Here is a 15,765-nt window from a genome sequence, read left to right as displayed (position 1 = left end):
CAGCTCAGGGGAATGACATTAATTTGGTGAGCGACATTATTTTTGTGCTGGATTTGTTTTATACGGTGAGAATGCACTATACGATGGATATGCAGATTAATAAATTGCGGACAGGGTATTTTAAATGAACACGCAATAGACCAGGATGACAACACGAATCAGTAGGAATGGGCTATTTTCGAGATAAAGAGCTGTACTGGGATTAGCAAAGCGCAGTTCGCTTTAGATAAGCGGATATATTTTTGTTGAGAGGAATTTAGGGCCCAATGCCAATCACCGAATCACCGAATCACCGAATCACCATCTGCTAAATGCCATGTTTCCTGAGCAGAAGGGAGAGTGAGCCCTGTTGCCGGTGTATGATATCACTGCGCAGGCATCTTTGAGGCAGAAAAGCCTTGTTGCAGAAAAACTCAACTTTTGGGAAGTATAGATTCTCTCGATTGCAGAAAAGATTGAGGCGGTTGAATGGCAGCAACGTTCTGCCGCAACGCAAGCTGTAATCGTTTTCTAAATTCAGTGCGGATTGGCAGGACCTCGTTTTTTATTTGCGAAGTCGACAAAAAAAGATGGGCGGACCCGTCATGAATAGACAGACTTTGAAATACGATTAACATATACTAGTCTCAATCGTTCTCCCAAGACCGAATCTATGCCTCGCTTCGGCAGAAAGGGAGGAGGAGGACTTGCATGACAGTATATGTGGATATTTTGTTTTTGCGCGAGCTGCTGGTAGACGGCGCTGTATTGCTGACAACAGCCTGGGTGCGCCATACGAAGCCAAGGCCGTGGCGCATATTGGCTGCATCGGCTTTTGGAGCCTGTTATGTTGTACTTATGCTGTATCCGCAGCTATCATTCCTGTTTACACTCGCTGTTAAGGTCCTATTTTCCTTCGTAATGGTGTGGATTGCGTTCGGATTTTCGTCGCTTCAGCATTATATACGGAACATGGCCGCCTTCTACTCTGTCAACTTCGTCGCTGCGGGCGCGGTGCTCGGATTGTATTATTTGTTCATGCAAGGGTCAGGAGCGATGTGGAAGACGCTGACTATTGCCGGAGGCAGCATACAGGCCGAAATCAAGCTGTCGATCTTTTATTTGGCTGCTGCATTGGCGATTGGGCTGTATGTATACCGGGCTGTTATGACCGGACGGCGGGAACGCGAGCTTGTTCAGAGTCATATGGCAGAAGTCAAAGTGACGATAGGGGACAAGACGTATGCGTGCACAGGTTTGATTGATACAGGCAATCAGCTGTATGATCCGCTCACGCGAACACCGGTTATGGTTATGGAAGTTTCCCGCTGGGAAGGAGCCCTGCCGGCTTCATGGATCAAGAGTGTAAAGGAAGGCGGAGTCGACCGTTTAATTGCGGGAATGGATGCAGATTCATCGTTCGAGTGGCAAGACAGGCTGCGGCTGGTGCCTTATCGGGGCGTGAATAGAGGCTCGCAATTTATGCTTGCACTTAAGCCCGATTCGGTTGAAGTAGAACGCGAAGGACAAGTATTTGAAACAAACAGGGTGTTGATTGGATTCGATGGCGGCAAGCTTGCGGCAGATGGGGCTTATCAAGCGATTATCCATCCAGCTATGGTACAAACGTAAGTTTTATACGCACACTTCATCGGGGAGGGATGGGCCACATGCTCGTCAAGTATAAACTGATACTGCAATTATATTATTATCGGATTTTATTTTTATTCGGACTAAAGAGCGAAGAACTTTATTATATCGGCGGCAGCGAGGCGTTGCCTCCTCCCTTGACGCGAGAGGAAGAGGAATATTTGCTGGAGAAGCTGCCTTCAGGCGACTCGGCGATACGGGCGATGCTCATCGAGCGCAATCTGCGGCTCGTGGTCTATATAGCCAGAAAATTTGAGAATACGGGGATTCACATTGAGGACCTGGTTTCCATTGGGGCAATTGGACTGATCAAGGCGGTTAATACATTTGACCCGGAGAAAAAAATCAAGCTCGCTACTTACGCTTCGCGCTGTATCGAAAATGAAATCTTGATGTACCTGCGCCGCAACAGCAAGACAAGAACCGAAGTGTCGTTCGATGAACCGCTGAATATCGATTGGGATGGCAATGAGCTGCTTCTCTCGGATGTGCTTGGCACGGAGAACGATACGATCTACCGGAATATTGAGGAGCAGGTGGACCGCAAGCTGCTGCACAAGGCGCTCGACAAGCTGTCGGAGCGGGAGCGCATCATTATGGAGCTTCGCTTCGGTCTGGCGGACGGGGAAGAGAAGACGCAGAAGGATGTCGCCGATATGCTGGGCATTTCGCAATCTTATATTTCAAGGCTTGAGAAGCGGATTATTAAACGGCTGCGCAAGGAATTTAATAAGATGGTATAAAGGACGGGGCGCATACGCGCCCCTTTTGCATTTGTCGAAGGATGTCAGAATAGGAATAAAAAGAGGGTCCGGGGAGATAATGAACATTAATGTTTCTCCTTGGGAGGTAATCACGTTGACCCGAAATAAAGTCGAGATCTGTGGTGTGGATACCGCGAAACTGCCTGTATTGACCAACGTCGAAATGAGGGAGCTGTTTACGGCGTTGCAAGCCCGGGGTGAATGGGCAGCAAGAGAGAAATTGGTGAACGGCAATTTGCGGCTCGTTCTGAGCGTCATCCAGCGGTTCAACAATAGGGGAGAGTTTGTAGACGACCTGTTCCAGGTGGGCTGCATCGGACTTATGAAGGCGATCGATAATTTCGACCTTAGTCAAAACGTTAAATTTTCCACCTATGCCGTGCCTATGATTATCGGGGAAATTCGGCGCTATCTGCGCGACAACAACCCGATCAGGGTGTCCCGGAGCCTCAGAGATATTGCCTACAAGGCGTTGCAAGTACGCGACAGCCTGACGAACAAAAATTCCAGGGAGCCGACGATCTTTGAGATCTCGGAGGCGCTGAACGTGCCGAAGGAAGATGTCGTGTTCGCGCTTGATGCGATTCAGGACCCGGTGTCATTGTTCGAGCCGATCTATCATGACGGGGGAGATCCCATCTATGTGATGGATCAAATTAGCGACGACCGCAACAAGGATGTATCGTGGATTGAGGAGATCGCGCTGCGCGAGGCGATGCACAAGCTGAACGACCGGGAGAAGATGATTCTGTCGATGCGGTTCTTCGAAGGCAAGACCCAGATGGAGGTAGCCGACGAAATCGGCATCTCGCAAGCGCAGGTATCCCGGCTGGAAAAGTCGGCGATCCAGCAGATGCAAAAGCATGTGAAAACTTAACGTGCAGCAGCAAAGACGGCATCGCCAATATGGCGCTGCCGTCTTTGCGTTAGCTCAATAGCAGTAGGGTCATGGTCGCCTACAATAACAAGCCATGTACCATTTTTTCTAAGTGTGAGTAATCCGTCCAATAAAAGTATCATGTCTTCTTGTTCATGTGAAGGGGACATATTGGGCGAATGGATCATATACTGAATACTAGAGGCTGCGTTTGAACAATTCGCAGGAAATGTGGTGATCCAAAATGAAAATTTCCGATTTTCAGTCCAAAGACGTAATCAACATTGTGGACGGAAAAAAACTGGGACACATCAGCGACCTGGAGCTTGACCTTCGCCAAGGGCGCATTGATTCCATTGTCGTGCCGCAGTATACGAAAGTATTCGGCCTGTTCGGAAGCAATGGAACGGAAATGGTCATCCCATGGCGGAATATCGTCAAGATCGGAGCGGATGTCGTTCTGGTCCGGATGGATGAGGCGAAGGCGCTGCGGTCTGACGAGGATGATTTGCACGTCCGCGCGTGAGGGGGTACACTGGACATAGGCGGCTTGCCCGGTCTGGGGAGCTGTTTATGTCCAACTCATGGGGTGAGAGAATGGAAGCTTTTGTACAAAGCAAGAGAGAAGATACAGCGAAGGAGCCTTCGCTTTTTTTGTTGCCGGAATGGATGGAAGCTGACAAAAGGCTGACTGCGGGCTTTACGGGCAGGGGCGGCGGCGTCAGCGCAGAGCCATGGACGGGACTGAATATAGGCCTTCATGTCGGAGACGACGAGGAGGCTGTTATCTTGAATCGGAAGCGCGTGACGGAAGCGCTGGGATGGCCGTTCGAGGCATGGACCTGCACCGAGCAGGTTCATGGCAGCCGAGTCGCGCAAGTGACGCTGGCGGAGCGGGGCAAAGGCAGAGAACGCATGGACGATACGATCGCAGGATGCGATGCGCTGATGACGGATGTGCCTGGCGTGCTGCTGACTTCCTTTTATGCGGATTGCGTGCCGCTTTATTTCTACGCGCCTGAGGCTGGCGCGGTAGCGCTGGCACATGCCGGCTGGAGGGGTACGGTAGGAGGGATTGCGGCGCGTACCGCAGAGGCTATGGCGAGCGCGTACGGCGTTCGCCCGGATCAAATTTTGGCCGCTATCGGACCTTCCATCGGGGATTGCTGCTATGAGGTTGACGGACTCGTGGTCACTGAGGTTGACCGGGTAATGGATGAACTGAAGCTCCCTGAGGGCGAACGGGAGAGCTGCATGCAAAGGAAGAAAAATGGAAAAGCTTCTCTAAACTTGAAAGAATTAAACCGACAGATTATGATAAAAGCAGGAATTTTGCCGAGTCGTATCGAATTAACTACTTGGTGCACCGGATGCCGCACGGATTTATTCTACTCCTATCGGGTAGAAGGCGGCAAAACGGGACGAATGGCCAGCTGGATTGGCCTTCAGGAAAGGTGAAAGCAAAGATGTCTATGCAAGAGAGAATCCGGTCGGTAGAAGAGAGAATCGCCGCAGCTTGCGAGCGCTCGGGCCGGCAGAGGGAAGATGTTCATATTATTGCGGTAACCAAATATGTGTCGCTGGATACGGCCAGGGAAGCTTATAATAGCGGCCTGTCGAATCTAGGCGAGAACCGCTGGCAGGATGCGCAGGAGAAGTGGCATGCGCTTAGCGGCGGAGAGCAGGCGCCGGATGAAGAGAAGCCGGTGTGGCATTTTATTGGTTCCCTGCAGACGAATAAAGTCAAGGACGTCATCGGAAAATTCACATACATACACTCGCTGGACAGGCTGTCGCTAGCGGAAGCGATCCATAAGCGCGCTGCGCAGCTCGGCCTAATCGTCCCTTGCTTTATTCAAGTCAATGTGTCCGGCGAGGAGTCCAAGCATGGGCTTCAACCGGAGGAATTGCCCGCATTTCTGGACAAGCTTGCGGATTATCCGGGCGTGAAGCCAATCGGCCTCATGACGATGGCGCCGTATGAAGCGGAGCCGGAGGAGACGAGACCGGTGTTCCGGGCGCTTCGCCAGCTGCGTGATGAGGTCAAAGCCTCATCTCCCCATGCGGAGCATTTGATTCATCTGTCGATGGGCATGTCTAATGATTTTGAGGTCGCCATAGAAGAAGGCGCAACATGGATTCGGCTTGGCACAACATTAGTCGGGAAAGAGGAGGAATGAGGAATGAGCGTCATGAACCGGTTTATGAACTTTTTTGGCCTGCAGGAAGAGGAAGAAGTAGTCGAGCGGGAGCGCGTCACGCAAACGGAAGAACAAGAGTCTGAAACCTCGCCGTTCGAGACACGTAGAAACTTAAGGAACAATAGCGGAATTACGGGCGGCGCTTCCGGTGGAGGCAGCAATGTCGTCAGCATCCACTCGCAGAAAAACGTTCGGGTCGTTCTCAGCGAGCCTCGTTCCTATGACGAGGCGCAGGAGATTGCGGATCATCTGCGCTCGCGCCGTGCGGTCATTGTTAACCTGCAGCGCGTCAGAAGTGACCTCGCCCTTCGCATTGTTGATTTCTTAAGCGGTACAGTGTACGCTTTAAGCGGCAGCATCTCCAAGCTCGGTCCTAACATTTTTCTGTGCACACCGGACACGGTTGAAATTCAAGGTGCCATTACGGAAATGCTGGCAGAGGAGATCGATTACAACAAAATGAGGTGACCTTGGATTGGAAATGTTTATTTATGGATTTATCGGCACAGCGGCCAACGTATACAGCTATCTGATAATTGGATACGTTCTGTTATCCTGGTTTCCCAATGCTCGTGAGAGCGCTATCGGGCAAATACTTGGACGGCTTGTCGAGCCGTATGTCGGTATCTTTAGAAGATTTATTCCGCCTATCGGCGGCATTCTTGATTTGTCCCCGATCATCGCGATCTTTGCGCTGCGGTTCATCGTGATCGGCTTGCAGTCTGTGCTTGAATTCCTGCTTCTGTAGAGGATCAGCGATATGAAATCAGCTATTTATAATCATTTTCACCCCGAGGAGAAGGCGTTTGTCGACCGGGCGCTGGAATGGATAGATCGGTCCGCCATGCAGCATGAGCTGAAGCGGACCGATTTTTTGGACCCGAGACAAGCTCAGATTGTGGAAATGCTGGCGAACCGCAATGCTGATGTGCAATTGCGGCTGGATGGCGGTTATGCGGATGCAGAGCGCAAGCGTGCGCTGATCGCGCCAGATTATCGGGACCTGGACAACGAGCCGATGCTAATTGCCGTTCTGGAGGCGAGAGCGGCAGGGGCGACCCATCTGGAACTGGATCATGGCGACTTCCTTGGCGCCTTGCTGGGTCTTGGCATCAAACGCGACCGAATTGGGGATATTCATGTCCATGAATCGTTCGCGCATATTATGGTTACGGACGAGATTGCCGATTATTTGAATATACACCTCCGTCAAGTGCACCGCTTGAATGTGCTGACGGATATTCTGCCTCTTGAGGGATTGAAGCCAGTTGTGTCGAAGCTGGAGGAGATGAGCTTCACGGTCGCTTCCATGCGGCTCGACGGCATCGCCAGCGACGTGTACCGCATTAGCCGCTCGAAGATTGTAGATCCGATCAGAGCGGGCCGCTGCCGAATCAACTGGAAGACGGAGGAGGATCCGTCCGAGCCGCTCAAGGAAGGCGATACGGTATCGTTCAAGGGCCTTGGTCGATTTAAGGTGCTTGAAGTCGACGGCGTGACAAAAAAAGGCAGAATTCGTGTAAAGATCGGCAAATTTATTTGACTGGATGCAGGAAAAAGCGAGGGACTGTCGAATCTCTTCTCATCGGAATGCAGGCGGTGGTGAACGTGCGATGGCTACCGCCGCTTGCGTGGGGAACCATAACAGGAATAGGGAGGTGCGCCAATGCCGCTTACGCCATTGGACATACATAACAAGGAGTTTTCGCGCCGTCTGCGCGGCTATGACGAGGATGAAGTAAATGAGTTCCTGGACCAGGTGATCAAAGACTACGAGTCGCTCATTCGCGAGAACAAAGAAATCCAAAATCAGATGCTGGCGCTGCAGGAGAGATTGAATCACTTCTCCAACATCGAAGAGACGCTGAGCAAGACGATTATCGTCGCGCAAGAAGCGGCCGACGAGGTTCGCAACAATGCGAAAAAGGAAGCGCAGCTGATTATTAAGGAAGCGGAGAAGAACGCCGACCGCATCGTGAACGACTCGCTGAACAAATCCCGCAAAGTATCGCTGGAGGTTGAAGAGCTGAAGAAGCAAGCTTCGATCTACCGTGCGCGCTTCCGTACGCTTGTCGAGGCGCAGCTTGATCTGCTGACGCAGGACGGCTGGGATTCGCTGGAGTCTGCGAGCGTGGCGCGTGATCCGGAGCGCGAGCTTCTGCGCGGTTAATGAGGAATGGGCGGAAGCCCGTTTGACAAGAAGCTGCGACATAAGCTATAACTATACTATTACAATCAAACGAACTTCCATGACGAGAACAAGTACGTTATGCGTTCATTCCCCAGAGAGCCGGATGATTGCTGCAAGTCCGGCGTATGAGCCATTACGGAATATCATCTCCGAGAAGAGGCGCCTAACCCGCTGTTCTCAAGCGGCATTAAGCGTCGACGGGCTGTCCTCCGTTACAGGGACAAGCGAATCATGCCAGATTCGCAGCTAAGTGCCGCAGATCGCATTGTCTCTATGAGACACTGCCGAGCTCTTCTTCATGAAGGGGATAAGCGGAACAAGGGTGGTAACGCGAGAATAGCCTCGTCCCTTCTTCAGGGACGGGGCTTTATTTATTTTTTCGAGACTGGAAAGGGGTTATGACACATGCAACGCGTAGACGTTAAGGAACGCGCACGCAGCCGCGAGCTGCGCGTGCTCCAGCAATGGAAAGAAAATGATACGTTCAAGCAATCGATACTGAACCGGGAGGGCAAGCCGAACTTCGTCTTCTACGAAGGTCCGCCTACTGCGAACGGCGCGCCGCATATCGGCCACGTGCTGGGACGCGTCATCAAGGACTTCATCTGCCGCTACAAAACAATGGCGGGCTACCGCGTTGTCCGCAAAGCGGGCTGGGATACGCATGGCCTTCCAGTCGAGCTTGGCGTAGAGAAGCAGCTGGGCATCTCCGGCAAGCAAGAGATTGAGAATTACGGCGTAGAAGCGTTCGTGAAGAAATGCAAAGACAGCGTATTCGAATACGAGAAGCAGTGGCGCGAGCTGACGGAGGCAATCGCCTACTGGACGGATCTCGACAATCCGTACATTACGCTGAAGAACGAATATATCGAGAGTGTATGGCATATTCTGTCCACGATTCACAAGAAAGGCCTGCTGTACCGCGGACACCGCGTCAGCCCGTATTGCCCTTGCTGCCAGACGACGCTAAGCTCGCATGAAGTGGCGCAAGGCTACGAGGATGTGAAGGATCTGAGCGCGACGGCCAAGTTCAAGCTGGTCGATTCCGGTGAATATGTGCTCGCTTGGACGACGACGCCTTGGACGCTTCCGGCCAACGTAGCGCTCGCGGTTAATCCGGAGCTTGACTATGTTCGAGCATCGAAGGACGGCGAAGTCTACATCGTAGCAGAAGCGCTCGCGGAAAGCGTGCTGAAGGAAAATTACGAGGTGCTGTCCACGCTGAAGGGCGCCGAGCTGGCAGGCAAGGCTTACGAGCCTCCTTTCCGCTATGTGCCGATCGAGAAGGGCCATGTTGTGATCACCGGCGACTTCGTCAGCGACACAAGCGGTACCGGTATCGTTCACATCGCGCCGGCGCACGGCGAGGATGACTACAAGGTTGCGCGCGCGAACGGCATCAGCATGCTGAGCGTGGTAAACAATGCCGGACGTTATATCGACGAGGTAACGGATCTGGCAGGACGCTTCGTCAAGGATTGCGACGTTGACATCGTGAAGATGCTGAGCGAGAAGGGACTCCTGTACTCCAAGGAGCGCTATGAGCACAGCTATCCGTTCTGCTGGCGCTGCAAGTCGCCGCTTCTCTATTACGCGACAGAAAGCTGGTTCATCGAGACAACTGCGGTTAAGGATCAGCTGATCGCCAACAACAACAGCGTTGACTGGTATCCGGGGCATATCCGCGAAGGGCGCTTCGGCAAATTCCTGGAGGATCTGGTGGACTGGAATATCAGCCGCAACAGGTACTGGGGCACGCCGCTTAACGTATGGGTGTGCGAGGCGACAGGCAAGGAATACGCGCCGGAGAGCATCGCGGATCTGCGCGCACGCGCGGTAGGCGATGTACCGGAAGATATCGAGCTTCATAAGCCTTATGTAGACGATATTTTGCTGAAATCGCCGTATGCCGAAGGCGCAGTCATGAGACGCACGCCGGAGGTTATCGACGTATGGTTCGACAGCGGCTCCATGCCGTTCGCCCAGCAGCACCATCCGTTCGGCGACGAGAAGCAGTTCCAGGACCAATACCCGGCGGACATCATCTGCGAGGGCATTGACCAGACACGCGGCTGGTTCTTCAGCTTGCTTGCAGTATCGACGCTCTACAATGGCAAAGCTCCTTACAAAGCGGTTATCTCCACCGGCCATATTCTGGACGAGAATGGACAGAAGATGTCCAAGTCGAAGGGCAACGTCATCGACCCGTGGGAAATTATTAATGAATACGGCACGGACGCCTTCCGCTGGGCTCTTCTGGCAGACAGCGCGCCATGGAACAGCAAGCGCTTCTCCAGAGGCATCGTAGGCGAAGCCAAGTCGAAGGTCATCGACACAATCGTGAATACTCATGCGTTCTACGCCCTGTATGCCTCCATCGACGGCTACAAGCCGGAGGAGCATGCGGAGAAGGCATCCGGCAACAAGCTGGACCGCTGGATCGTATCGCGCCTGAACAGTTTGATCAAGTCGGTTACGAAAGGCCTTGAGGTGAACGACTTCCTCAATCCGGCCAAGCTGATCGAGCAGTTCGTCGACGAGATGAGCAACTGGTACATCCGCCGCTCCCGCGACCGCTTCTGGGGCAGCGGACTGACGGAAGACAAGGTGGCAGCTTATCAGACGCTTCGCCACGTGCTGCTGACGCTGTCGCGTCTCATTGCGCCATACGCTCCGCTGCTTGCGGATGATGTATACGGCAACCTGGGCGGAGAAGGAAGCGTGCATCTGGCGGACTTCCCGGTTGCCGATGAATCGGTAATCGATGAGACGCTTGAGCGCGATATGGAGAGCACGAAGGGCATCGTCGAGCTCGCGCGCAACGTGCGCAACGAGACGTCGATCAAGACGCGCCAGCCATTGTCCGAGCTGATCGTATCGCTGGACGGCGAATTCCCGATTTCGGAATACGAAGATATTATCAAGGACGAGATCAATGTGAAGAGCATTGTCGTTCAGCATTCCGACAGCGGCTTCGTCGACTTCAGCCTGAAGCTGAATCTGAAGGTTGGAGGCAAGAAATACGGCAAGCATGTCGGTCCGATCCAAGGCGCGCTGAAAGGGCTATCTGCGGACGAGGCTCGCGGGGTGGTAACCGGCGGCAGCTTTGGCTTCACGACTGCTGACGGAGAAGCATTGTCGATCAGCCTGGATGAGCTGCTTGTGGAGAAGCAAGCGAAGTCCGGCTTCGCATCGGCATCCGGCGGCGGTATGACTGTAGCGCTGAATACGGACATTACACCTGAGCTGGAGCAAGAGGGTTGGGTGCGTGAAGTAATCCGCGCTGTGCAGGATACGCGCAAGAAGCAGGATCTGCCGATCGAGAAGCGCGTGGATCTCGCGCTGGATGCAGACAGCGAGCTGAAGGCTGCGCTTGAAGCGTTCTCGGACGTTCTGCATGACAATGTCCTGCTTCAATCCGTTTCGTTCGAAGCTTTTGAGGGTATGGAAAGAGTAAAGCTGGGAGAGAAGGAAATAGGCATTTTCATCAAAGGTTAGGGAATAGTAAGGGAACAAATGCAAATGCCAGCCGCCAAGCCGGCCTTGCATGTTCCGTTAGGAAGTAGGTTAAGACGGCTAAGGCGCTAAGCCTACAGGAAGAAGCCCGCTTGCCCGCCATGCTGGCGGAGCGGGCTTCTATGCTTTAAACCGGAGGTGATGGGAATGGTGAAGAGAAGAGATCATGGCAAGGGAAAGCATCCGCTCCCTGAACAGGAAGCAGGCGACTTGACGGTGCTGCAGAAATCGCTGGCAGCTCTCGACAAGCGAATGCAGCATATTGCTTCAGAGATGGAACGAACCCATATCGCGGAATATGTCGATCTTCTGAATCGCCCGTTCTCGCTTATCTGGCGCAATTTGCTCTCAGGTGTGGCGAGGGGCGTCGGCATCGCAATCGGGTTTACGTTTTTTGCGGCAACGATTCTGTATGTGCTGCAAATTCTGGGCGCGCTCAATCTTCCCATTATCGGGGATTACATCGCGGATATCGTACGCATCGTACAGATTCAGCTGGAAGGGAAGAGCTATTAGGCGCTAAGCCTGATTATCCTCTTCCTCCAGCATGTGATCGCCTTCCTCGCTTTGCATATAACGCTCATATTCGCGATTGCGGATTACGGATACATAGCGGCCTGTAATATCTGTGGCAAGGAAGCTCTCCAGCGATTCCACATAACCGTCGTTTTCTTCGGATTCAATCCCGATATGCTCATAATCGGTAGCGTGCCGATTCTCCGACATCGCCGGAGAATCGGCGTTGCCCCAGGATTCAACGATCTGCCAGGCATCTTCGCCGTCAAAACCGTTGTAGCCGCCTTCGTGTTCATCCATGCTCGTCCGCCCAAAAGGCGGCTGCAGGAAAGTCTCCTCAACCGGCCGGCGGTCGGACACGATATTCCTTGGCGTATGGCTGACGCAATAGAGGGTATCGGGCACAGCATCGAGCCTTTCATAGGAGATAGGCTCCCCGCAGACGGCGCAGACGCCATAGCTGCCATTCTCCATGGCGGCGAGAGCGGCTTCGATCCTGCGTAGATGAAGCTCTTCCTGCTCCAGCAGGGAGATATCCTTCTCCCGCTCGTACAGCTCGGTGGCCACGTCGCCGGGATGATTGTCAATGAGCGACAATTCGCCGCTCTCATCGCGCATGGAATCGCCTTTGCCATAATGCTGGTTTTGGATCAATCGGGATTCAATTTCCTGTTGCTCTTCCTGCAGGCGGAGACGCAGCAGTTCGAGCTGGGAGCTTGATGGATTAGACATAAGAATGCACCGTCCTTTACACCATACATGATTGCTCCATTAGCTTTTGCCGAAGCGGGCGATTTCAGTATGGACATGGCTGGATGGCAGCTGAGACCATCCGCTCAGGATATAACTGGTTTCTATCCGCTTCCCTATGCTACACTAGGTGAAGCGGATAATCGCCATGCTCTACTGATGGCATAACCGTACGCAAGTTACCTTTTTTAGGAGTGATCAGATGCGCTATTACTATTACTACCTCATTACTGTGGTCGTACTCATTCTGGATTACGTGACCAAAAAAATCGTGGCAACAAAAATGAACCTGTACGATGAGATTAGCGTAATCGGCAACTTCTTCCTCATTACGTCGCACCGCAATCGCGGAGCTGCTTTCGGCATTCTGGAAGGCCAGCGACTATTCTTTATTATTATTACCGTTGCCATCGTATCCGGACTGGTATGGTACATCTTCACGATGCGCAAGACAGGCAAGCCAAGATTGTTTATCGGCTTGACGCTGGTACTGGGCGGAGCAATAGGCAATTTCATCGATCGCGTACGCTTCGGCGAGGTTGTCGATTTCTTCAAATTCAACTTCGGCAGCTATACGTTCCCGATCTTCAACATTGCGGATTCCGCAATTGTCATCGGCGTGGGACTTATTCTGCTGGATGCGCTGCTTAGCGCCCGCGAGGAGAAGCTCGCGCAAGGACAGGACAACAAGGAGCCAAACGGAGTATGAACAGCAACTTACAGCAAGAAGATGACGCGAACCTCGTAGAATGGACGATGGAGTCCGAGCATGCGGGCGAGCGAATTGATAAATGGATTGCCGAGTCGATGGACATGCCTGGCCTGTCCCGGACGCAGGTTCAGGAATGGATCAAGGCGGGCGCGGCAACCGTAAACGGCAAGACGGTAAAAGCGAATTACAAGCTCGCGCTGGGCGATGTGCTGGTCATCACGGTGCCGGGGTCGGAAGATGCCAATATCGTTCCGGAGGATATCCCGCTTGAAGTGGTGTATGAGGATTCCGATGTCATCGTCATCAACAAACCGCGAGGGCTGGTCGTCCATCCGGCGCCGGGACATTCTTCCGGCACTGTAGTGAACGCGCTGATGCATCATTGCAAGGATCTCTCAGGCATTAACGGCATGCTTCGCCCAGGCATTGTGCACCGGATCGACAAGGATACAACGGGACTGCTGATGGCAGCCAAAAACGATCTGGCGCATGTATCGCTTGCAGAGCAGCTGAAGGAGCATTCCGTCACGCGCAAGTATATTGCGCTGGTGCACGGCAATGTGCCGCATGATCAAGGCACGATCGATGCGCCGATCGGACGCGACCGCAACGACCGCAAGCTGTTCACGGTGACGGAGCATAACAGCAAGCCGGCGGTTACGCATTTTGTCGTGCTGGAGCGCCTCGGCGACTACACGCTGCTGGAGCTTCAGCTGGAGACAGGCCGGACGCATCAGATTCGCGTCCATATGAAATATATCGGCCATCCAATGGCGGGCGATCCCGTATACGGCCGCAACAAGACAGTTGCGCTGAACGGACAAGCGCTGCATGCGGCGGTGCTGGGGTTCACCCATCCGCGCACTGGAAAGCGGCTGCTGTTCGAAGCGCCGCTGCCAGAAGATTTCGAGCATGTGCTCGCCAGCCTTAAATCAAGATAAGCTGAATTGTCAGCCGGTGCGCTTGCACCGGCTGTTTTCATTTTTTGCACCAGAACGGACGTATGGCTTCGATCGTGAAATAAGTGCAAACTTTTGACGATATCCTGCATTATGTTCGCTACATAAGTGCGCTATCCTAAACGTAGATTAGGTGTATTCTACAAAAGGAAAGGTGAAAGCAATGACAGCTATCAACCACAACTACTTGGAGCTGCAAGGCAGCTATTTATTTTCAGAAATCGCCAAACGGCGCACTAAGTTTACCCAGGAGAACCCGAATGCCGAAATTATCAGCCTCGGAATCGGCGATGTAACGCGCGGTTTGCCGGAAGTGGTAGTGAAGGCCATGCACGAAGCGGTCGACGAGCTGGCTCAGCCGGGATCGTTCCGCGGCTACGGGCCGGAGCAAGGCTATGACTTCCTGATTCAAGCCATCATCGAAAATGATTACAAAGCCCGCGGCGTTGATATCGCGTCGAACGAAGTGTTCCTCAGCGACGGCTCCAAATGCGATGTGGGCAATATTCAAGAAATATTCAGCCAGGACAGCATCATTGCGGTGCAAGATCCTGTCTATCCTGTATACGTGGATACGAATGTTATGGCAGGCCGCTCAGGCAAATACAATGCGGAGACAAAACGTTACGAGAACATTGTGTACCTGGAGTGCACGGCGGAGAACAACTTCAAGCCAAGCCTGCCAGACCGCAAGGTTGATCTGATCTACTTGTGCTACCCGAACAATCCCACAGGCATGACGCTTACGAAGGACGAGCTTAAAGTATGGGTCGACTATGCAAGGGAAAACAATTGCCTGATCTTGTTCGACTCCGCTTACGAAGCGTTTATCCAAGAAGAGGATGTTCCGCACAGCATCTATGAGGTGGAAGGGGCCCGCGAGGTCGCGATCGAATTCCGCAGCTTCTCCAAGACGGCAGGCTTCACAGGCGTGCGCTGCGCTTATACCGTGGTGCCACGCGAGCTGAAAGGCCTTGATGCGAACGGCAGCTCCGTGCTGATCAATGACCTGTGGAACCGCCGCCACACGACGAAGTTCAATGGCGTATCGTATGTCACGCAGCGCGGCGCTGCGGCGATCTACTCCCCGGAGGGCAAAGAGCAGATCGCATCGCTCGTTGAATATTACATGACGAACGCGGCTATTATCCGCGACGGTCTTGCTTCCATCGGCCTTGAAGTGTTCGGCGGCGTGAACGCGCCTTACATTTGGCTGAAGACGCCGCAGGGCATGGATTCCTGGAGCTTCTTCGACAAGCTGCTTTCCGAAGCGAACATTGTCGGCACGCCGGGCGTAGGCTTCGGCCAAAGCGGCCAAGGCTACTTCCGCCTGACGGCATTTGGCAGCCGGGAGAACACGGAGAAAGCGGTGGAACGCATCCGCAAGCTCAGCCTCTAAAAAAAGTTACACAAGCAAGCCTATGGCATTGCCAGCGCTATCCTTGTATAGTCGTGAACGGATTTCCAACACTATGACTATATGAAGGGCACTACGCTCTTGACTTATCCCGTCCGACATGGGATAATTCCTATGATACAGAGCAGTACCTTTAAATCAGTCCCGTGAGACTGGCAAGGTAGCGTGAATATAGGTCTATCATTGGATAGGACCAGGACCCACTCGTTCGTCATGCGGGCAAGCTTGACGCG

The 15,765-nt window shown here is 53.1% G+C and carries 16 protein-coding genes and 1 other annotated feature; of the genes, 15 read left to right on the top strand and 1 reads right to left on the bottom strand.

The window, feature by feature from the left end; genetic code table 11:
• The first annotated feature begins 690 nt into the window (after positions 1 to 690).
• The 12 genes from spoIIGA (at position 691) to D3P09_RS03710 (ending at position 11,694) form a co-directional block, all read left to right on the top strand.
• Positions 691 to 1,611: a sigma-E processing peptidase SpoIIGA gene (gene spoIIGA / locus D3P09_RS03765; RefSeq protein WP_120107321.1), complete on the top strand. Its 921-nt coding sequence runs from the start codon at positions 691 to 693 to the stop codon at positions 1,609 to 1,611.
• Positions 1,612 to 1,649: 38 nt separating this feature from the next.
• Positions 1,650 to 2,372: an RNA polymerase sporulation sigma factor SigE gene (sigE, locus tag D3P09_RS03760; protein WP_120107319.1), complete on the top strand. Its 723-nt coding sequence runs from the start codon at positions 1,650 to 1,652 to the stop codon at positions 2,370 to 2,372.
• 115 nt (positions 2,373 to 2,487) lie between these two features.
• Positions 2,488 to 3,270 carry an RNA polymerase sporulation sigma factor SigG gene (sigG, locus tag D3P09_RS03755; RefSeq protein WP_116045726.1) on the top strand — a complete coding sequence of 261 codons (783 nt, stop codon included), beginning with the start codon at positions 2,488 to 2,490 and terminating at the stop codon, positions 3,268 to 3,270.
• A 244-nt stretch (positions 3,271 to 3,514) separates the two neighbouring features.
• Positions 3,515 to 3,796: a YlmC/YmxH family sporulation protein gene (locus tag D3P09_RS03750; protein WP_116043074.1), complete on the top strand. Its 282-nt coding sequence runs from the start codon at positions 3,515 to 3,517 to the stop codon at positions 3,794 to 3,796.
• Positions 3,797 to 3,843: 47 nt separating this feature from the next.
• Positions 3,844 to 4,728, top strand: a complete 885-nt coding sequence (gene pgeF / locus D3P09_RS03745; protein ID WP_341538276.1) for a peptidoglycan editing factor PgeF — start codon at positions 3,844 to 3,846, stop codon at positions 4,726 to 4,728.
• Between the two features lie 8 nt (positions 4,729 to 4,736).
• Positions 4,737 to 5,450: a YggS family pyridoxal phosphate-dependent enzyme gene (locus D3P09_RS03740; RefSeq protein ID WP_120107315.1), complete on the top strand. Its 714-nt coding sequence runs from the start codon at positions 4,737 to 4,739 to the stop codon at positions 5,448 to 5,450.
• A 3-nt stretch (positions 5,451 to 5,453) separates the two neighbouring features.
• A complete protein-coding gene (locus tag D3P09_RS03735; RefSeq protein WP_120107313.1) occupies positions 5,454 to 5,939 on the top strand; it encodes a cell division protein SepF in 486 nt (161 codons plus the stop codon).
• A gap of 13 nt (positions 5,940 to 5,952) precedes the next feature.
• Complete coding sequence (locus tag D3P09_RS03730) at positions 5,953 to 6,219, top strand: YggT family protein (RefSeq protein ID WP_120108489.1); 267 nt, start codon at positions 5,953 to 5,955, stop codon at positions 6,217 to 6,219.
• 12 nt (positions 6,220 to 6,231) lie between these two features.
• Complete coding sequence (locus D3P09_RS03725) at positions 6,232 to 7,014, top strand: YlmH family RNA-binding protein (RefSeq protein WP_120107311.1); 783 nt, start codon at positions 6,232 to 6,234, stop codon at positions 7,012 to 7,014.
• Positions 7,015 to 7,137: 123 nt separating this feature from the next.
• Entirely contained in the window at positions 7,138 to 7,641 is a 504-nt protein-coding gene (locus tag D3P09_RS03720) for a DivIVA domain-containing protein (RefSeq protein WP_120107309.1), read from the top strand.
• 70 nt (positions 7,642 to 7,711) lie between these two features.
• Positions 7,712 to 8,015 (top strand) — a binding site (T-box leader).
• 52 nt (positions 8,016 to 8,067) lie between these two features.
• Positions 8,068 to 11,160: an isoleucine--tRNA ligase gene (gene ileS, locus D3P09_RS03715; protein ID WP_120107307.1), complete on the top strand. Its 3,093-nt coding sequence runs from the start codon at positions 8,068 to 8,070 to the stop codon at positions 11,158 to 11,160.
• Between the two features lie 165 nt (positions 11,161 to 11,325).
• Complete coding sequence (locus tag D3P09_RS03710; protein ID WP_243643890.1) at positions 11,326 to 11,694, top strand: DUF5665 domain-containing protein; 369 nt, start codon at positions 11,326 to 11,328, stop codon at positions 11,692 to 11,694.
• 3 nt (positions 11,695 to 11,697) lie between these two features.
• Here D3P09_RS03710 and D3P09_RS03705 read toward each other — a convergent pair whose 3' ends face one another.
• Positions 11,698 to 12,426, bottom strand: coding sequence for a TraR/DksA C4-type zinc finger protein (locus D3P09_RS03705; protein WP_120107305.1), 729 nt, complete (start codon positions 12,424 to 12,426; stop codon positions 11,698 to 11,700).
• 220 nt (positions 12,427 to 12,646) lie between these two features.
• On the opposite strand from D3P09_RS03705, the gene lspA reads away from it, so the two are divergent.
• The 3 genes from lspA to D3P09_RS03690 all read left to right on the top strand — a co-directional run bounded on the left by lspA (position 12,647) and on the right by D3P09_RS03690 (position 15,514).
• Entirely contained in the window at positions 12,647 to 13,153 is a 507-nt protein-coding gene (lspA, locus tag D3P09_RS03700) for a signal peptidase II (RefSeq protein WP_120107303.1), read from the top strand.
• On the top strand, positions 13,150 to 14,097 hold the full coding sequence (locus D3P09_RS03695) for an RluA family pseudouridine synthase (protein WP_120107301.1): 948 nt from the start codon (positions 13,150 to 13,152) through the stop codon (positions 14,095 to 14,097). The genes lspA and D3P09_RS03695 overlap by 4 nt, the downstream gene beginning before the upstream one ends.
• Positions 14,098 to 14,278: 181 nt before the next feature.
• Positions 14,279 to 15,514 (top strand): LL-diaminopimelate aminotransferase, encoded by a 1,236-nt coding sequence (locus D3P09_RS03690; protein WP_120107299.1) that lies wholly within the window; start codon positions 14,279 to 14,281, stop codon positions 15,512 to 15,514.
• Positions 15,515 to 15,765: the final 251 nt, after the last annotated feature.

The sequence above is a fragment of the Paenibacillus pinisoli genome (assembly GCF_003605435.1).
Lineage (GTDB): Bacteria > Bacillota > Bacilli > Paenibacillales > Paenibacillaceae > Pristimantibacillus > Pristimantibacillus pinisoli.
Note: the sequence above shows the minus strand (reverse complement) of the source record. Positions and strands in the feature narration are given on the sequence as shown.

Excerpts from the sequence above, each read along its gene's own strand:
- D3P09_RS03750 (WP_116043074.1), top strand. The coding sequence starts at position 3,515 with ATGAAAATTTCCGATTTTCAGTCCAAAGACGTAATCAACATTGTGGAC.
- D3P09_RS03740 (WP_120107315.1), top strand. The coding sequence starts at position 4,737 with ATGTCTATGCAAGAGAGAATCCGGTCGGTAGAAGAGAGAATCGCCGCA.
- pgeF (WP_341538276.1), top strand. The coding sequence starts at position 3,844 with ATGTCCAACTCATGGGGTGAGAGAATGGAAGCTTTTGTACAAAGCAAG.
- sigE (WP_120107319.1), top strand. The coding sequence starts at position 1,650 with ATGCTCGTCAAGTATAAACTGATACTGCAATTATATTATTATCGGATT.
- lspA (WP_120107303.1), top strand. The coding sequence starts at position 12,647 with ATGCGCTATTACTATTACTACCTCATTACTGTGGTCGTACTCATTCTG.
- ileS (WP_120107307.1), top strand. The coding sequence starts at position 8,068 with ATGCAACGCGTAGACGTTAAGGAACGCGCACGCAGCCGCGAGCTGCGC.
- D3P09_RS03730 (WP_120108489.1), top strand. The coding sequence starts at position 5,953 with ATGTTTATTTATGGATTTATCGGCACAGCGGCCAACGTATACAGCTAT.
- D3P09_RS03735 (WP_120107313.1), top strand. The coding sequence starts at position 5,454 with ATGAGCGTCATGAACCGGTTTATGAACTTTTTTGGCCTGCAGGAAGAG.
- spoIIGA (WP_120107321.1), top strand. The coding sequence starts at position 691 with ATGACAGTATATGTGGATATTTTGTTTTTGCGCGAGCTGCTGGTAGAC.
- D3P09_RS03705 (WP_120107305.1), bottom strand. The coding sequence starts at position 12,426 with ATGTCTAATCCATCAAGCTCCCAGCTCGAACTGCTGCGTCTCCGCCTG.
- D3P09_RS03695 (WP_120107301.1), top strand. The coding sequence starts at position 13,150 with ATGAACAGCAACTTACAGCAAGAAGATGACGCGAACCTCGTAGAATGG.
- D3P09_RS03710 (WP_243643890.1), top strand. The coding sequence starts at position 11,326 with ATGGTGAAGAGAAGAGATCATGGCAAGGGAAAGCATCCGCTCCCTGAA.
- D3P09_RS03725 (WP_120107311.1), top strand. The coding sequence starts at position 6,232 with ATGAAATCAGCTATTTATAATCATTTTCACCCCGAGGAGAAGGCGTTT.
- D3P09_RS03720 (WP_120107309.1), top strand. The coding sequence starts at position 7,138 with ATGCCGCTTACGCCATTGGACATACATAACAAGGAGTTTTCGCGCCGT.
- D3P09_RS03690 (WP_120107299.1), top strand. The coding sequence starts at position 14,279 with ATGACAGCTATCAACCACAACTACTTGGAGCTGCAAGGCAGCTATTTA.